General features: G+C 62.6%; 15 protein-coding genes. 5 read left to right on the top strand and 10 right to left on the bottom strand.

The window, feature by feature from the left end:
- Nucleotides 1-26 precede the first annotated feature (26 nt).
- From BJ6T_RS24845 to BJ6T_RS24830, 6 genes are read right to left on the bottom strand one after another with little or no spacing between them, the layout of a single operon-like run.
- Nucleotides 27-716 (bottom strand): MarC family protein, encoded by a 690-nt coding sequence (locus BJ6T_RS24845; protein ID WP_014495245.1) that lies wholly within the window; start codon nt 714-716, stop codon nt 27-29.
- Between the two features lie 24 nt (nt 717-740).
- Nucleotides 741-875 carry a hypothetical protein gene (locus BJ6T_RS49190; RefSeq protein WP_259228664.1) on the bottom strand — a complete coding sequence of 45 codons (135 nt, stop codon included), beginning with the start codon at nt 873-875 and terminating at the stop codon, nt 741-743.
- Nucleotides 876-891: 16 nt separating this feature from the next.
- Entirely contained in the window at nt 892-1,068 is a 177-nt protein-coding gene (locus tag BJ6T_RS47410) for a hypothetical protein (protein ID WP_014495244.1), read from the bottom strand.
- 49 nt (nt 1,069-1,117) lie between these two features.
- Nucleotides 1,118-1,468 (bottom strand): phasin, encoded by a 351-nt coding sequence (locus tag BJ6T_RS24840; RefSeq protein WP_014495243.1) that lies wholly within the window; start codon nt 1,466-1,468, stop codon nt 1,118-1,120.
- Between the two features lie 27 nt (nt 1,469-1,495).
- Nucleotides 1,496-2,359 (bottom strand): alpha/beta fold hydrolase, encoded by an 864-nt coding sequence (locus BJ6T_RS24835; RefSeq protein ID WP_014495242.1) that lies wholly within the window; start codon nt 2,357-2,359, stop codon nt 1,496-1,498.
- Nucleotides 2,360-2,368: 9 nt separating this feature from the next.
- Nucleotides 2,369-4,876, bottom strand: a complete 2,508-nt coding sequence (locus BJ6T_RS24830) for an alpha/beta hydrolase (protein ID WP_014495241.1) — start codon at nt 4,874-4,876, stop codon at nt 2,369-2,371.
- A gap of 132 nt (nt 4,877-5,008) precedes the next feature.
- Here BJ6T_RS24830 and BJ6T_RS24825 point away from each other — a divergent pair, with 132 nt between their 5' ends.
- The 5 genes from BJ6T_RS24825 (at nt 5,009) to BJ6T_RS24805 (ending at nt 8,396) form a co-directional block, all read left to right on the top strand.
- The gene (locus tag BJ6T_RS24825) at nt 5,009-5,935 is read left to right on the top strand and encodes an alpha/beta fold hydrolase (protein ID WP_014495240.1); all 927 of its coding nucleotides are present in this window, start codon (nt 5,009-5,011) and stop codon (nt 5,933-5,935) included.
- Complete coding sequence (locus BJ6T_RS24820; protein ID WP_014495239.1) at nt 5,932-6,528, top strand: hypothetical protein; 597 nt, start codon at nt 5,932-5,934, stop codon at nt 6,526-6,528. The genes BJ6T_RS24825 and BJ6T_RS24820 overlap by 4 nt, the downstream gene beginning before the upstream one ends.
- Before the next feature lie 93 nt (nt 6,529-6,621).
- Nucleotides 6,622-7,269 (top strand): CoA transferase subunit A, encoded by a 648-nt coding sequence (locus BJ6T_RS24815; protein WP_014495238.1) that lies wholly within the window; start codon nt 6,622-6,624, stop codon nt 7,267-7,269.
- 4 nt (nt 7,270-7,273) lie between these two features.
- Nucleotides 7,274-7,924 carry a 3-oxoacid CoA-transferase subunit B gene (locus BJ6T_RS24810; protein WP_014495237.1) on the top strand — a complete coding sequence of 217 codons (651 nt, stop codon included), beginning with the start codon at nt 7,274-7,276 and terminating at the stop codon, nt 7,922-7,924.
- 13 nt (nt 7,925-7,937) lie between these two features.
- Nucleotides 7,938-8,396: a MaoC family dehydratase gene (locus tag BJ6T_RS24805; protein ID WP_014495236.1), complete on the top strand. Its 459-nt coding sequence runs from the start codon at nt 7,938-7,940 to the stop codon at nt 8,394-8,396.
- Between the two features lie 6 nt (nt 8,397-8,402).
- Here the strand turns inward: BJ6T_RS24805 and fabI are convergent, their stop codons facing one another.
- From fabI to BJ6T_RS24785, 4 genes are read right to left on the bottom strand one after another with little or no spacing between them, the layout of a single operon-like run.
- A complete protein-coding gene (gene fabI, locus BJ6T_RS24800) occupies nt 8,403-9,191 on the bottom strand; it encodes an enoyl-ACP reductase FabI (RefSeq protein WP_014495235.1) in 789 nt (262 codons plus the stop codon).
- Nucleotides 9,188-10,402: an acetate/propionate family kinase gene (locus BJ6T_RS24795; RefSeq protein ID WP_028169510.1), complete on the bottom strand. Its 1,215-nt coding sequence runs from the start codon at nt 10,400-10,402 to the stop codon at nt 9,188-9,190. Before BJ6T_RS24795 ends, fabI begins: the two co-directional genes overlap by 4 nt.
- Nucleotides 10,403-10,407: 5 nt before the next feature.
- Nucleotides 10,408-11,370 carry a phosphate acetyltransferase gene (locus tag BJ6T_RS24790; protein ID WP_014495233.1) on the bottom strand — a complete coding sequence of 321 codons (963 nt, stop codon included), beginning with the start codon at nt 11,368-11,370 and terminating at the stop codon, nt 10,408-10,410.
- Nucleotides 11,371-11,399: 29 nt separating this feature from the next.
- Nucleotides 11,400-13,622 (bottom strand): DUF3141 domain-containing protein, encoded by a 2,223-nt coding sequence (locus BJ6T_RS24785; RefSeq protein ID WP_014495232.1) that lies wholly within the window; start codon nt 13,620-13,622, stop codon nt 11,400-11,402.
- Nucleotides 13,623-13,631 lie beyond the last annotated feature (9 nt).

The raw sequence follows: 13,631 nt of genomic DNA, 5'->3' as shown, positions 1-13,631 counted from the left end.
TGGTGTTGCGGTCGGCGCGCTTCTACCTACTGGATAGCGCGCGGAGCACTGTCCAATATGGACCGCATGACCTCGGAAACGCCGGTGAGGATGATCTGCACGCCGATGCAGAGCAGCAGGAAAGCTGACAGTTTCGTCACCACGCTGGTGCCCTCCTCGCCGAACAGGCGCGCCATTGCGCTCGATTTCCGGTAGGCGTGATAGATCGCGGCAGTCACGGCGAACGCCACCAGAAGCGAAACGATCGATGACTGGAACATCGCATCGAGGCTGCCGGTCCGGCTAATCCCGATCGCGATGGCTGTCGCGATCGTTCCCGGCCCGGTCGTCAGCGGAATTGTGAGGGGAAAGAAGGCCATGCGCTTCATGGTCACATGATCTGGGGACGAGACCTCGTGAGGTCCGGCCGGGCCCGAGGGCGCGTGGAGCATGGACCATCCTGTCGCAGCGACTACGAGGCCGCCGGCAATCCGAAGCGCCGGGATTGTCACGCCGAAGAAGTTGAGGATCTGGCTGCCCAGAAACAGCGACACCAGCAGGACCACGAAGGCATATCCGGCAACCCGCAGCGCAAGGTTCGCGCGCTCGTCTTCAGAAAGACCTCTGGTCTTGTCGAGGAAGATGAAGGCCAGTCCGTAGGGGTTGATGATCGCGAACAGCGCGCCGAAGCCGAACAGGAAATCGGCAACGAGCCCCGATGTGGCGATATCACGCATGCTGCGCCCGCTCCGTTCTTCGGCTTACGGGCATGTGAAGCCGGGCGCTTCGAAATCGGCCAGATGGTCGAGCGCCGTGGGCAGAACCTCGAACAGCACGGCCACCGACCAGCTGTTGGCGACACGGGCCAGCATGCCGACGAAAAACCGGGGCATCATTCGATGATACCGGATCTCACTTGCCCTTGCCGGGTGATCGCTCAAGACGCGATCTCTGCGCGCGCATGCGCTTGATCTCCTCCCTGAGCGCCTCGGCTTTTTCGTCTCGCTGCTCGCTCGCCGTTTCCAAAGGTTCGTCGCGAAGCAACTTCTGGAGTGCCTTTTCGACAGAAAGCTTGTTGGTCTCGGCCATACCAGACCTTTCTGACGCTACCGCGTCTGTCAGTACTGTGGTTGCAGTCTCAGCTCTTCGGACTGAACATGCCACCGGCCGCCTTCATCGCCGCCTCACCCATGGTCTTGGTCTGGTCGGTCAGGGCCCGCATCTGCTCCTGGAAGAAATCGGCCTGAAGCTTGAGCGCGTCCTGGACATCCTTGGCATGGATCAGCTTGTCGCTGAGGTCCAGGGTCGCTGTGACATTACGCTGCATGAAACTGCAAAACTCCTTCGCCTGGTTCGCGATCGGCAGAGGCGACGAACTGATCCCCTTCTCCAACATCTCGAAATAGTCGGCGTTGGCCTTGCGCAGGCGGCCAAGTGCCTCGCTTAGCGCCGCACGGACGTTATCTGCGGATAGATTGGTCTCTGCCATGACGTCTCTCCCTTCAGGCGTTAGCGGCTATTCGGTAAGTCCTCCGAACCAGGCGCCGAAATAGCCGGCGTAGAGTGCCGGTACTTCGAGATTCATCGAGTGCCCGATGCGAGGCACAATCACGAGACGGCAATCTGGCATCGCCTGGGCCATGGCGCGAAGATCGGTTGGCGGAATCCAGCCGTCCCATTCGCCCCATAGCACCAGATGCGGATGCCTCATTTCCGGCATGCGGCGCTCGAGCTCTCTCCTCTCTCTTTCCTTCGTGAGGTTGACCGGCGTTCCGATCCAGATGCCCTCGGAGACGCCAAAGGTCTGCTCGATGATGCGGTCGAACAACACCTGGATATCCTTCAATCCCTCCCGAAATCGAGGCACGGCGTTTGGCGCCATGCTCTCGGGCTCGAACAGCGAGGACGCCGCGGTCGCCATGATCGCTCGTGTCAGGTCCTTGCTCGCCATCATCGCCCGAAACAGGCCGATCTGGTCGGCATTGAAAGCCATGCCGAGCGGCGTCACCGGATCGAGTGCGAACACGCGCCCGAAACGCTGCGGCTGCATCAAGAGCATGCGGGCGGCGATGATGCCGCCGGTCGAATGCGTCGCGAGATGGCAATAGCCGATGTCGAGGATATCGAGTGCCGCCAGCATGTCCTCGGCATGCTGCTGCATGGAGTAGTTCGAATAATCGGCTACGGGCTTCGGCCGGTCGCTGTCCCCGCAGCCGCGCCAGTCGATCGCGATGACGCGCAGGCCCGTTGGAAACAAGGGCGCAGCCAGCTCGATCCAGTCCTTGCTGGCGAGATTGCCATGGATGAAGACGACGGTCACTTCGCCTCGGCCCCACTCCCGCCAGCCAAGCTCGATTTCACCCGCCTGCACCCGTGGCATAGACCGATCCTATTTGTTGAGACCGGCGGTTGGTGCCGCACCGGGAGGTGTCGGCGCCACTGGCAGGGCGGATACCACGGAACCCTTGATCATGCGATCTGTGCCGAGGGGCGATGAGGTGTCGACCGTTCCCTTCGTGACGAAGTCCACGACATCGGCAGAATATTCCACCGGATTGTCGGTGTGGATGAAGTGCCCGGTCTCCGGATAGAGTTTCAGAATCGGCCGGTTGCCCGCATTGGTCATGCGCGTCATGAACGGCGTGATGACGTCGCGTCCGAGATCGGTCAGCCCGTTGAAAGCGGGCGTCGGGATGAACGGCTCCTTGTCACCGAAGGCGAGGAAGATCGGCGCCTTGATCTGGGTGACCCGCTCGTAAAGGTTCTTCGGATCATCCTGCTGGAGCTCGGCCCCGATCGTGTAGATGTCGAAGATGAAGACGTTGCACCACTGTTCGAGCTCCTTGGGGTTGCCCTTGGTAAGCCCGACGCGCTGCTCGGTATGGAAGCGCGCATATTCGCTGTCGCTGAAGAAGTAGCCACTCTTCGCCGCCGACACCACGCCAGTGTCTGGGTCGCGCTTCTTGAAATAGAAGAAGTCACGAATGCTCTGCTCGTCGCGAGCCTTCTCCGCCGCCAGGATGCCGGTCTGATCCCAGATCTGCTTCCACTTGTCGAAGTCGCGACCAAGTCCCGGTTGAAACAGAGGTGCCTTCTTGTCTTTCGCGATCGTAATGTCGCGCGGGTATTCCTCGAGTCCGGATGGTGCTTCGAGCGCGAGGCCCTGCACCGCATCCGGCCAGGTCAGGGCGTACCCCGTGACGAATTGACCGCCCAGCGAGTGGCCGAGATAATAGGCTTTCTTGACGCCAAGCTGGTTTACGACGAGATCGTAGATGACCTCGCGCATATCCTGCATGGTGCGCGCCGCGCTCTTATCGAGATTACCGGGCCCGGACATGCCGTAGTTCGGCAAGTCCGGCACGATCACACGCAAGCCACTCCGCAGCGCATATTGCATGATGTTGCCGTAGTGCCCCCCGAATGCGCCCTTGCCGTGGATGATGACGAGGACCTTGGGATCCTTGTCGGTGCCGGCATACTCATCCATGTAACCGATCTGCCAGGTGTTGCCGATCTTGTCCTTGGCGTTGGCGTATTTGACCGGATAGGGATAGGTCACGAAGTCCTTCCAGAAGGATTTGCTTGGATCGATGTTTCCGGCGACGCCCGGTACGCGATAATTCTTGTCGACGAACATCCCCGCGCGATCGAGAGCCGCGACGTCGTCCATGAAAGCGACGAACTTCGGATCGTTCTTGCGCTGGTTGATGATCGGGAACACGCCGTAATGGGCGACCGGGCTCTCCTGCGCGATCAGGTCCGCGCCCGGCACGCGATCGACGGCCTTCTGGGCCAGCTTGAAGTTCAGCCAGAGATCGTTGGTGATGTGCATCACCAGTGTGCGCGCCTGGATGCGGCCGAGATAGGGATTGACGTTGTGGGTCTCACCGACCCGGTTGCGCCAGACGAGATCAACGGCGTCGTAGATCTTGGCGCGATTGGTGACGTTCAGTCCCGCCTTCTCGTTCGGCGCATCCCAGTAGAATATCTCAGGCTGCACTGCGGCCCAATTCTGGGTGGTGCGATAGGCAAAGTCGTAGCCCGTCATTCCCAGGATCGACCAACCGAACGCCACGCCCGGCACCGGATGCTTCTCCTTGGGCAGCTTGTAATAGTCGCCCTTGGTCGCCTGCCAGACCGGATCGCCCTCGATCGCGGCCGTCATCATCTGGAAGGTCCAGTTGCCGACGGGATCGTCGCCGTCCGACTGCGTGGTGCCGCCGATCGGCATCAGGGCGCCGATATATTCGGGATGCATGACGCCCCACACATAGGTCTGGGTGCCGCCCATGGAGACGCCCGTGACAAGCGCGACACGCGCGACCTTCAACTCGTCGCGCAGCAGGCGGTAGTTCGCCTGCACCATGTCGTAGTAGCTGTACTGCGGAAACTTGATGCCGAGGCCGTCGGACGGTTTGCTGGCGCCCCACGTGCCCAGCGGGTCGACCATGATGACGTAGTAGCGGTCGGTGTCGATCGGCCGTCCGGGGCCGATGATCGGGACGCCGCCCGACAGGGCAGCGCCCTTGACCCACTGTTCGTACATGTCGGTGGAATCGCCGGAATAATAGGAATTGATCACGACCGCATTGGTGATCTCACCGGCAGCATTGCGCCGCGCGTTGCCGATCGCGATGTATCCGGTACGCAGCTTGCCTGCCCCGAGCGATTCCAGCGTCACGCCGCCCTCGCCGCCATTCTCCCATTTGGAGGGATTGGCCAGGTCGTACTTGCCGCCGAGCCGGAAGTTCGCGATCTCATAGGTCTTCTTGAGCCCGTCATGCTGCATCTGCGACGAGCGCCGCGTCAACGGCTGGGCGACCGCGAGCGCGGTGCCGACCAGCAACAACAGGAGGCTGACGAAGCAACGCTTGAGTGCGCTTCTCCCGTTCATGACGAACTCCCTCCTGGCGGTATTTTGCGCGAACGCTAGGCTGAGCCTCCTCCTGAGGTTTGATTTAGCTCAATGGAATCCCCAGGCCTGCGTTGAGGATCGTGGTCATCATCACGGTGGCCGGTCCCCGCAATGCCCTTCCTCAGTCATGGCTCATATCGTGTCCGCTATGAGCTCGACGGACCGGCGAATGCGCCTGCCTATGTGCTGGTGAACGGTCTCACGCAGTATTCCGAGCTTTGGGGCGCGTATCGCGACACGCTGATCGCACGGCGATTCCGGGTGGCTACCTTCGACCTGCTCGGCCAGGGCGTCTCCGACAAGCCCGCGCTGTTCATCGATCAGGACGACCATATCGCCGTGCTGCATCGCCTGATCGACGAACTTGGAGACGGTCCGGTCTTTCTCAGTGGCATCAGTTTCGGTGGCTTGATCGCGCTGCGCTATGCCATCGAGCATGGCGCGCGACTCTCGGGCCTTGTGCCGATGAGCTGCTTTGCCGAGCTTTCGCCGCAACTTCTTCTGATCGGCAACGCCTTGCGCACCGGCCTCATCCTGGGCGGCACCGGCTATCTCCAGGATCTGCTGCTGCCGATGAACCTGTCCGACCAGTGGCTGAAGCCGCTGCTGGACAAGCTCGATAGCGTGAAGCGGCAGGGCTGGCTGGTCAACGATGTGTACGCCCTTCAGAACCTGATGGAGTCTTTCCTCGACTTCAAGCCGCTGACGCCGCGGCTTTCCTCAATATCCGTCCCGACCATGATCCTGAACGGCGAATTCGACTTCCTCACGCCGCGGGCGCTGCACGAGACGTTGCGTGTGGAGATTCCCGACAGTGCACTCGTCATCATCCCGAGGGCCTATCACGCCTTCACGCTCGAAAAGGCTGCACTAACAGCCGACCTGCTGGCGCGCTTCGCCGAGGACGTGTTGGCTGGCCGCTGGCAGGGCAACAAGCAGGTCTTGATCGCGCCGGAAGATACCGGCGGAGACTTTTCGCCGTTTCCCGCCGGCTATGACCATCTGCGCGCGATCCCGGTGCAGAGGCCAGCAAGATGAGCGCGTTCTTCGGACCGTTGCAAGCCGACGGGCGCGTGCCGCCGCGCCAGCAAACGCGGGTCGCCGCGTTCCTGGTTTCTGCGCATGGTGCGCTGGCACGGCAATTCGCGGTCGCCCTGCCCGCGAGATTCGATGCCGCCTGGCAGACCGAATTGAACGCGCAGTTCTATCGCGAGAGCGAGATCGTCTCGCTTCTCATGCGCGCGACCGCCTGGGTCCCGGACCTCGCGCTGGGCACCATGGCGGCGTCCTGGGAGATGGCATGGCTCCCCGCCCCGATCGAAGGCATCGCCGATCACACCCGCGCGCAGACCATTCACCTCGCGACGCTCGCGCATGCGGTTCATGCCGGGATCCGGCCAGCGGCCCTGCTACCGACGGAAGCGAACGCGAACGATCCCTTCGTGATGGCGCTGCGGCGCATCGAGTTCGAGAGCGGCCGGCTGTTGCAGGCGCAGATTCTGTTCCTGAAGGGCCCGGACCTCCTTCCGTTCCGGGATGCCGTCAGCGCGACGCTCGAACGGCGGCACGCCGAGGTGCACAGGCTCTGGCACGAGACCCTTGCAGGCGTCGGCGTTGGCCTGCGCGAATGACCCGGCAACCTTGACGCAGATCAAAGCCGAGGGTCTGCCCGCCCCCAACATCGGTCCAGTATTCACCTGCGCCTGCCGACCGGAGTTCCGCCCATGAAGGCCGTTTCCGTCGAAGAAGCCGTTGCGATGATCCCGGCCGGTGCGAGCGTCATGGTCGGCGGCTTTATGGGCGTCGGAACCCCGGAGCGCCTGATCGACGAACTCGTGCGGCAGAACAAGACCGGCCTGTCTCTGATCTGCAATGACGCAGCTACTCCCGGCAAAGGCGTCGGCAAGCTGTTCGACGCTACGCTGGTCTCAAGGCTGACGGCAACGCATATCGGCCTCAATCCGAAGGCGCAGCAGCAGATGCTCGCGAACCAGATCGCCGTCGATCTCGTGCCACAAGGCACCTTCGTCGAACGCATCCGCGCAGGCGGATGTGGCCTCGGCGGCGTACTGACGCCGACGGGGGTCGGAACGCTGGTTGCCGAAGGCAAGCGTCAGATCGAGGTGGATGGCAAGCCGTTCCTGCTGGAGACGGCATTGCGGGCGCAGTACGCGCTGGTTCACGCGTTTCTCGCCGACTATCTCGGCAATCTCGCTTACGCACTGACCTCCCGCAACTTCAACCCGGTCATGGCGATGGCTGCCGACACGGTCATCGTCACTGCAGAGAACATCGTGCCCGTCGGTGTCATCGCGCCCGATCACGTCGTGACCCCGGCACCGCTCGTCGATTACCTCATTGCCAACGGGTGAGATCATGGACCCGCAGATCATCATCGCCCGACGTGTCGCCAGGGAGTTGAGGAGCGGAAACCTCGTCAATCTCGGCATCGGCATTCCGACCTTGGTTGCGAATTACGTTCCGGCCGATTTGAAAGTCTTTTTTCAGTCGGAGAACGGATTGATCGGCACCGGGCCGATTCCCGAACAAGGCATGGCGCATCCGACACTAACAGACGCCGGCGGCCGGCCGATCAGCGCGCTGCCGGGTGCGGCGACCTTCGACAGCGCGATGTCGTTCGGACTGATCCGCGGCGGCCATGTCGACGTCACCGTCCTCGGCGGCCTCCAGGTCGATGCGCATGGGCTTCTCGCCAACTGGATGATCCCGGGCAAGATGGTGCCGGGCATGGGCGGGGCGATGGACCTCGTCAGCGGCGCCAAGCGGGTCATCGTCGCCATGCAACATGCCGCGAAGGGCAAGTCGAAGATCGTGAAGAAATGCAACTTGCCTCTGACCTCGGCGCGCCCGGTACATCTGGTCGTGACCGACATGGCGGTTATCGGTTTTGCGGACGGCAAGGCGACGCTGCTCGAGACCGCGCCAGGTGTCGGCGTTGGCGAGGTTATGGCGGTGACAGAGGCCGAATTGGTCATTCCTGACGACATCCCGGAAATGCCGATCTGACGAGGTCACGACCATGCGGATATTCAGCGACTTCAGCGAGTTCAAATCCGCGGTCGGCACCGAGATCGGCGCGAGCGACTGGATCGAAGTGACCCAGGATAGGATCAATAAATTCGCTGAAGCAACCTGTGACGAGCAATGGATCCATGTCGACCAGGACCGCGCCAGGAAGGAAGCGCCCGGCGGTACCACCATCGCTCACGGCCTGCTGTCGCTCTCGCTTGCTCCGCTGTTCATTCGATCCGTGATGGGCTTGAAAGGGCTGCGCAATACGCTGAATTATGGCGCGGATCGCATCCGGTATCTGGCGCCGGTTCCGGCCGGCTCAAAGCTCCGCGGCCGGGTCACCGTCGCTGAAACCGAGGACGTGCCGCCGGACGGCTTGCGCGTCAACTATCATCTCGTGATCGAGATCGAGGGCGGCAAGAAGCCCGCTTGCGTCGCCGAGCTGATCGCCCTGCACTATCGCTGAGGGCGGTCAGTCGATGATGTGATACCCGCCATCGATATAGAGAACGCCCCCGGTGATCAGCTTGGCGCCATCAAGCGCCAGAAACGCGGTGGCATTGCCGACGTCGTCGATGCTGACCAGGCTGCGCGCCGGCGCTTTTGACTGCGCCTTGTCCATGAGCTCGTCGAATTCCGGGATACCTGACGCCGCGCGCGTGGCGAGCGGGCCGGGCGAGATCGCGTGCACGCGGATTCCCTTTGGGCCGAGTTCGGCGGCCGCGTAGCGGACGGCCGCTTCAAGCGCCGCTTTCGCCACGCCCATGATATTGTAGTTCTCCACCACCATCTGGCTGCCATAATAGGTCATGGTGAACATCGTGCCGCCGTTCTTCATCAGCGGCTCGGCGAGATGCGCCATGCGCAGGAATGACCAGCAAGAAACGTCCATCGTCTTGAGGAAGCCATCGCGGCCGACGTCCACCACGCGGCCATGAAGCGCCTCCTTCGGCGAGAAGGCGATCGAATGCAGCAGGAAATCGAGCTGTCCCCATTCCTTCGCAATGCGCTCGAACACAGCCTCGGTCTGCCCCTCCGTCATCACGTCCAGCGGCATGAAGATCGGCGCTTCCAGCGCCTGCGCGAGCGGCTCGACGTGTTTCCTGGCGCGATCGTTGAGGTAGGTGACGGCCAGATCCGCCCCAAGCGCGCGAAACGCCCTCGCACACCCCCAGGCAATGGACTGGTCGTTCGCGATGCCGACGACGAGGCCCTTCTTGCCCTTCAAGGCAACCTTTGCATCCGGGAACACGGGGATCATGACACCCTCTCTTGCCTTGGATTGGTCGATTGTCCGTTCATCAACAGCGACAGCGTATGCTGTGCGATCATCAGCTCTTCGTCGGTCGGCACGACGTAGACGGGGATGCGGCTGTCGGAACGCGAGATCAGCCTAGAATTGCGGGCGTTCTCGACGGGGTCGAGCGTGCCGCCGAGCCATCCGAGTTGCTCGACCACGCGCGCGCGAATGTTCGCCGAATTTTCGCCGATCCCGGCCGTGAAGACGAAGGCGTCGAGGCCCTGCAAGGCGGCCGCGAGCATGCCGGCACTGAGACCGATCCGGTAGACGAAATAGTCGACCGCGAGCTTCGCCTTGGGGTCGGCGCTCGCCTCCAACTCGCGCATGTCGTTGCTGACACCGGAAAGCCCCTTCAATCCGCAGTCGCGATAAAGGAAGTTCTGCACGTTTGAGGCGGACAGCCCTTTCTCGGAGATGAGATAGATCACCACCCCGGGATCAATCTGCCCTGGACGCGTTCCCATCGGCAGGCCATCGAGCGCTGTGAAACCCATGGTGCTCTCGACGCTGCGCCCGTCCTTGAGCGCGCACATCGACGCGCCGCTGCCGAGATGGGCAACGATCACGCGTCGCTTCGCGATATCGGGCGCCACGCCCGGCAGCGTCCGGGCGATATACTCGTAGGACAACCCATGAAAGCCATAGCGCCTGACACCCTCGGCATGAAGCTGATACGGAATGGCATAATGGTCGGCGACGGCATCATGCGTGCGGTGAAACGCGGTGTCGAAGCAAGCAACCTGCGGCAGCGTCGGGAAGTTCGCCAGCAGCGAACGGATCGGCGCCAGATTGTGCGGCTGGTGCAGCGGCGCCAGGGTCACAAATCGTTCGAGACGGGACACGACGCCGTGGTCGATCAGTACCGGCCGCGAATAGTCCGGTCCACCATGCACGACCCGGTGACCGACCGCGATCGGGGTGACACGAAGTTCGTCGCGCAGCCAGTCGCCGGCAACGGCCATCGCCGCCGGAACATCAGCCACAGCCTCGATCGGATAAGCCCGATCGGCCATCGGATCGCCGCTCGGGCCGCTTGCCCGCAGACGCGGTCGGCTGCCGATCCCGTCCATCTGTCCCTTGATCTGACGACGAAGCGCACCGTCGCCTTCGATCGCATAGACCTGAAACTTCACACTGGACGAGCCGGCATTGACGACGAGGATCGTATCCATGGCGATCACGCGGCAACCGTCGGCGCCTTCTGACGCCGGGCGTGAGCGTAGAGCGCGGCGACCGCACAGGACGCCATCCGCGCACGTGGCGAATCCGCGCGCGATGTCAGGACGACGGGCACGCGCGCGCCGAGCACGATGCCGGCGCTATCGGCCTTGGCGAAATAGGCGAGGTTTTTGGCGAGCATGTTGCCGGACTCCAGGTCCGGAACCACGAGGATCTGGGCGCGGCCGGCGACCTCGGATGTGATGCCCTTGATCCGCGCGGCTTCGAGATCGATGGCATTGTCGAAAGCCAGCGGGCCGTCGAGGATGCCGCCGGTGATCTGGCCGCGATCGGCCATCTTGCACAGGGCCGCGGCTTCGATCGTCGAGGGAATTTTCGAGGTCACGGTCTCGACGGCAGATAGAATCGCGACCCGCGGCGCCTTGCCGAACGCTGCCTGGTTGTAGAGGTCGATCGCATTCTGAATGATGTCGCGTTTGGCGTCCAGATCGGGGAATATGTTGATTGCCGCATCCGTCACAAAGATGGTCTCCGAATAGACAGGCACATCCATCACGAAGACATGGCTGATACGCCGGTCGGTGCGCAAACCACCGGTCTTGGCCGTGACGGCGCGCATCAATTCGTCGGTGTGCAGGCTGCCCTTCATCAACAGCTCGCCTTTGGCGGCATGGATGAGCTCGACGCCCTTGGCCGCGGATTCGTCGCTGTGCGCGGCATCAACGATCTCGAAACTGGATACATCGAGATCGAACCGGGCGGCAGTATCCCTGATCTTCCGCTCGGGCCCGACGAGCACGGGCCGGATGATGCCGGCGCTTGCGCTATCGATGGCGCCGCGCAACGAGGTCTCGTCGCAGGGATGCACCACGATGGTCGGCGTTGGCGGCGCGCCCTTCGCCGCCGCAATCAAGCGATCGTACTTGCTTCCGGGCTGGGTTCGCGTCGTGTCGGCCGACATGATGTCACTCCCGATCCTGCCAATCCGCGTTACGACGCCCGTGCCTTGGGATCGAAAGGGGCGACGTTCGATGTCAACTCCCCCTCTCCGTCCAGACCGAAGAGCGCGGCGACGCGCTTCAGGCGATTGGCCCGCTCGCCGGTGATATCCTCACTCGCCGACAGCACCTCGCGCATCGCCGCGAAGGCCGCACGCCGCTGGTTGATGTCGTCGGGCAACAATTTCGGGATCGCAGCGAGAGCACCTTCGCGATCGAGAAGCAGTATGAAGAACTGCTCACGCACCAGCGTCTTGAATTCCGACAGCGTCATGCGGGCGCCGGCATGGTCACGCCGAACCTGCCGCAACGCCTCGATGCTGCGCTCATCCACCATGCCGCGTGCGGAACCAACATAGAGCAGCGCACGGAGGGCCGCTTCGCGGAGCCCGCCCTCGGCGATGTGTGATTTCAGCTCGGCGATCCGAGCCGCGAGCATGGCGCGATGCTCCGGCGACATCTCCCGGTGGCGCGAGGGCACGGAATTAGGGTCGACGCCGACCGCGGCCTGGAGCAGTGACGAGCCGTAGAGGTTGAGGAAGACGGCCTCGCTCAGCGCCTCCTGCGCGTCGCGCCAGCTATCCAGCGCGTGCACGATCTGCTTCGACATCTGTTCCTGGAATGCCAGGAATGGATTGTCCTTTGAAACCGGCTTGCGGTTGTCCTCGACGCGATCAGCCACCGACTTGACCGTGGACATCCAGGGGTTCTGGCTGCTGAACGCCTCGTATTGCAGCCGCAGCGGATGCATGTTGCGGACCCATTCCGCGAGTTGAGGCGTCACCATGCCCTTCACCCACGGCCGCAAGAACTTCTGATAGGCCGCGAGATTGAGTTCAGAGACACGCTTGGCCGCAGCGAAGCGCCGCTCGTCCTCGGGCGAATTTCCGCCCATCGCGCGGATATCGTCCAGCGTGCGGGCCTCGCAGCGCATCACCCACTGGCCTGTCGCAAGATCCGCGTTGAGCGTCTCGTTGCCACGAGCCTCGAACGTGGCCTCGTAGAGCCCTGGCGGCAGCACGTCGATCAGGTCGATGTTGCTGGAAAACTCAGCGTGCTCCTTCTTCGCCACGCCGCCGGATACGAAGATGCCGAGATGGCCGATGCTCTCGTGAACGGTATAGACGATGGTCTGACCATAAGCTCTGATCTCGTCGACGTCGGCGTAGCAGTCCAGGATCCAGTCCAACGCTTGCTGCGGCGGGGTGACGTTGTCGCCCTTGGAGCAGAACACCACGATCGGCGAACGAATGTTGCGCAGATCGACCTTCTGGCCATCGGACATCTCGATCCGACCGGCGGCGAGATTGTTGCCGATGAACAGTTCGTCGACGATGAACTGGATTTCCTCGGCATTGAGATTGACGTGTCCGCCCCACCAGCGCTCGAAATCGAGATAGCGTTCCGCCTCGGTATCGACCTTGGAGTAGACGTTGTATTGCTTGGTCCAGAGCGTATTCGACGGGTTCTGGTTCTCGAAATTCTGCACCAGCCAGGCGCCGTCGAACTTGCCGGCGCCGAGATCGCTCGTGAGCGCCGTGAGCCAGCTTCCGCCCAGCAGGCCGCCGGAATAGCGCATTGGGTATTTGCCATGCACGCCTGCCCAGTAAGCCAGCGGCGCACCGGCGATGATCAGCGGCCCGAATAATTCCGGCCGCAGTGACGCCAGGATCATGACGGCCCAGCCGGCCTGACAATTGCCGATCACGCAGGGCTTTCCGTCGGCGTCCGGATGACGGCTGATGACGGTCTCGATGAAGATGGCTTCCGCGCGCGCAATGCGTTCGATGGTCTGCCCGGGCATAGGCTCCGGAAGGAAGCCGATGAAGTAGCAGGGATGCCCCGCCTTCATGGCAACGCCGATCTCGCTATCGGCCTTGAAGCCGCCGATGCCGGGTCCATGGCCGGCGCGCGGATCGACCACGACGAACGGACGCCGGCTCACGTCGATCTCAACATCCTTCGGCGGAATGATGCGCACCAGCGCGTAGTTGACCGGTTCGTCCAGCTTCCGGCCGTCCGTGATCAATTCAGCAGCATATTGCAGCACATGCGGCGCCGTCTGGGCGACATGCTCGCGATACTGGTCGCCACGCTGGCGCATGATATCCAGAAACAGGACGCTGCGCTGTCCCGCATCGACCATGTATTCCACGGCCGAGGCAACCAGCCCCGACATCGGGCCATCAGGCAGCTTTAAGTCTTTGATCGCCATGTTCGACCT

Source organism: Bradyrhizobium japonicum USDA 6, from assembly GCF_000284375.1.
GTDB lineage: Bacteria > Pseudomonadota > Alphaproteobacteria > Rhizobiales > Xanthobacteraceae > Bradyrhizobium > Bradyrhizobium japonicum.
Note: the sequence above shows the minus strand (reverse complement) of the source record. Positions and strands in the feature narration are given on the sequence as shown.

Bases quoted from the DNA above. Each gene is read 5' to 3' on its own strand.
- BJ6T_RS24790 (WP_014495233.1), bottom strand. From the start codon at position 11,370: ATGTCGGCCGACACGACGCGAACCCAGCCCGGAAGCAAGTACGATCGC.
- BJ6T_RS24785 (WP_014495232.1), bottom strand. From the start codon at position 13,622: ATGGCGATCAAAGACTTAAAGCTGCCTGATGGCCCGATGTCGGGGCTG.
- BJ6T_RS24815 (WP_014495238.1), top strand. From the start codon at position 6,622: ATGAAGGCCGTTTCCGTCGAAGAAGCCGTTGCGATGATCCCGGCCGGT.
- BJ6T_RS24810 (WP_014495237.1), top strand. From the start codon at position 7,274: ATGGACCCGCAGATCATCATCGCCCGACGTGTCGCCAGGGAGTTGAGG.
- BJ6T_RS49190 (WP_259228664.1), bottom strand. From the start codon at position 875: ATGATGCCCCGGTTTTTCGTCGGCATGCTGGCCCGTGTCGCCAACAGC.
- BJ6T_RS47410 (WP_014495244.1), bottom strand. From the start codon at position 1,068: ATGGCCGAGACCAACAAGCTTTCTGTCGAAAAGGCACTCCAGAAGTTG.
- BJ6T_RS24830 (WP_014495241.1), bottom strand. From the start codon at position 4,876: ATGAACGGGAGAAGCGCACTCAAGCGTTGCTTCGTCAGCCTCCTGTTG.
- BJ6T_RS24840 (WP_014495243.1), bottom strand. From the start codon at position 1,468: ATGGCAGAGACCAATCTATCCGCAGATAACGTCCGTGCGGCGCTAAGC.
- BJ6T_RS24795 (WP_028169510.1), bottom strand. From the start codon at position 10,402: ATGGATACGATCCTCGTCGTCAATGCCGGCTCGTCCAGTGTGAAGTTT.
- BJ6T_RS24845 (WP_014495245.1), bottom strand. From the start codon at position 716: ATGCGTGATATCGCCACATCGGGGCTCGTTGCCGATTTCCTGTTCGGC.
- BJ6T_RS24835 (WP_014495242.1), bottom strand. From the start codon at position 2,359: ATGCCACGGGTGCAGGCGGGTGAAATCGAGCTTGGCTGGCGGGAGTGG.
- BJ6T_RS24820 (WP_014495239.1), top strand. From the start codon at position 5,932: ATGAGCGCGTTCTTCGGACCGTTGCAAGCCGACGGGCGCGTGCCGCCG.
- fabI (WP_014495235.1), bottom strand. From the start codon at position 9,191: ATGATCCCCGTGTTCCCGGATGCAAAGGTTGCCTTGAAGGGCAAGAAG.
- BJ6T_RS24825 (WP_014495240.1), top strand. From the start codon at position 5,009: ATGCCCTTCCTCAGTCATGGCTCATATCGTGTCCGCTATGAGCTCGAC.
- BJ6T_RS24805 (WP_014495236.1), top strand. From the start codon at position 7,938: ATGCGGATATTCAGCGACTTCAGCGAGTTCAAATCCGCGGTCGGCACC.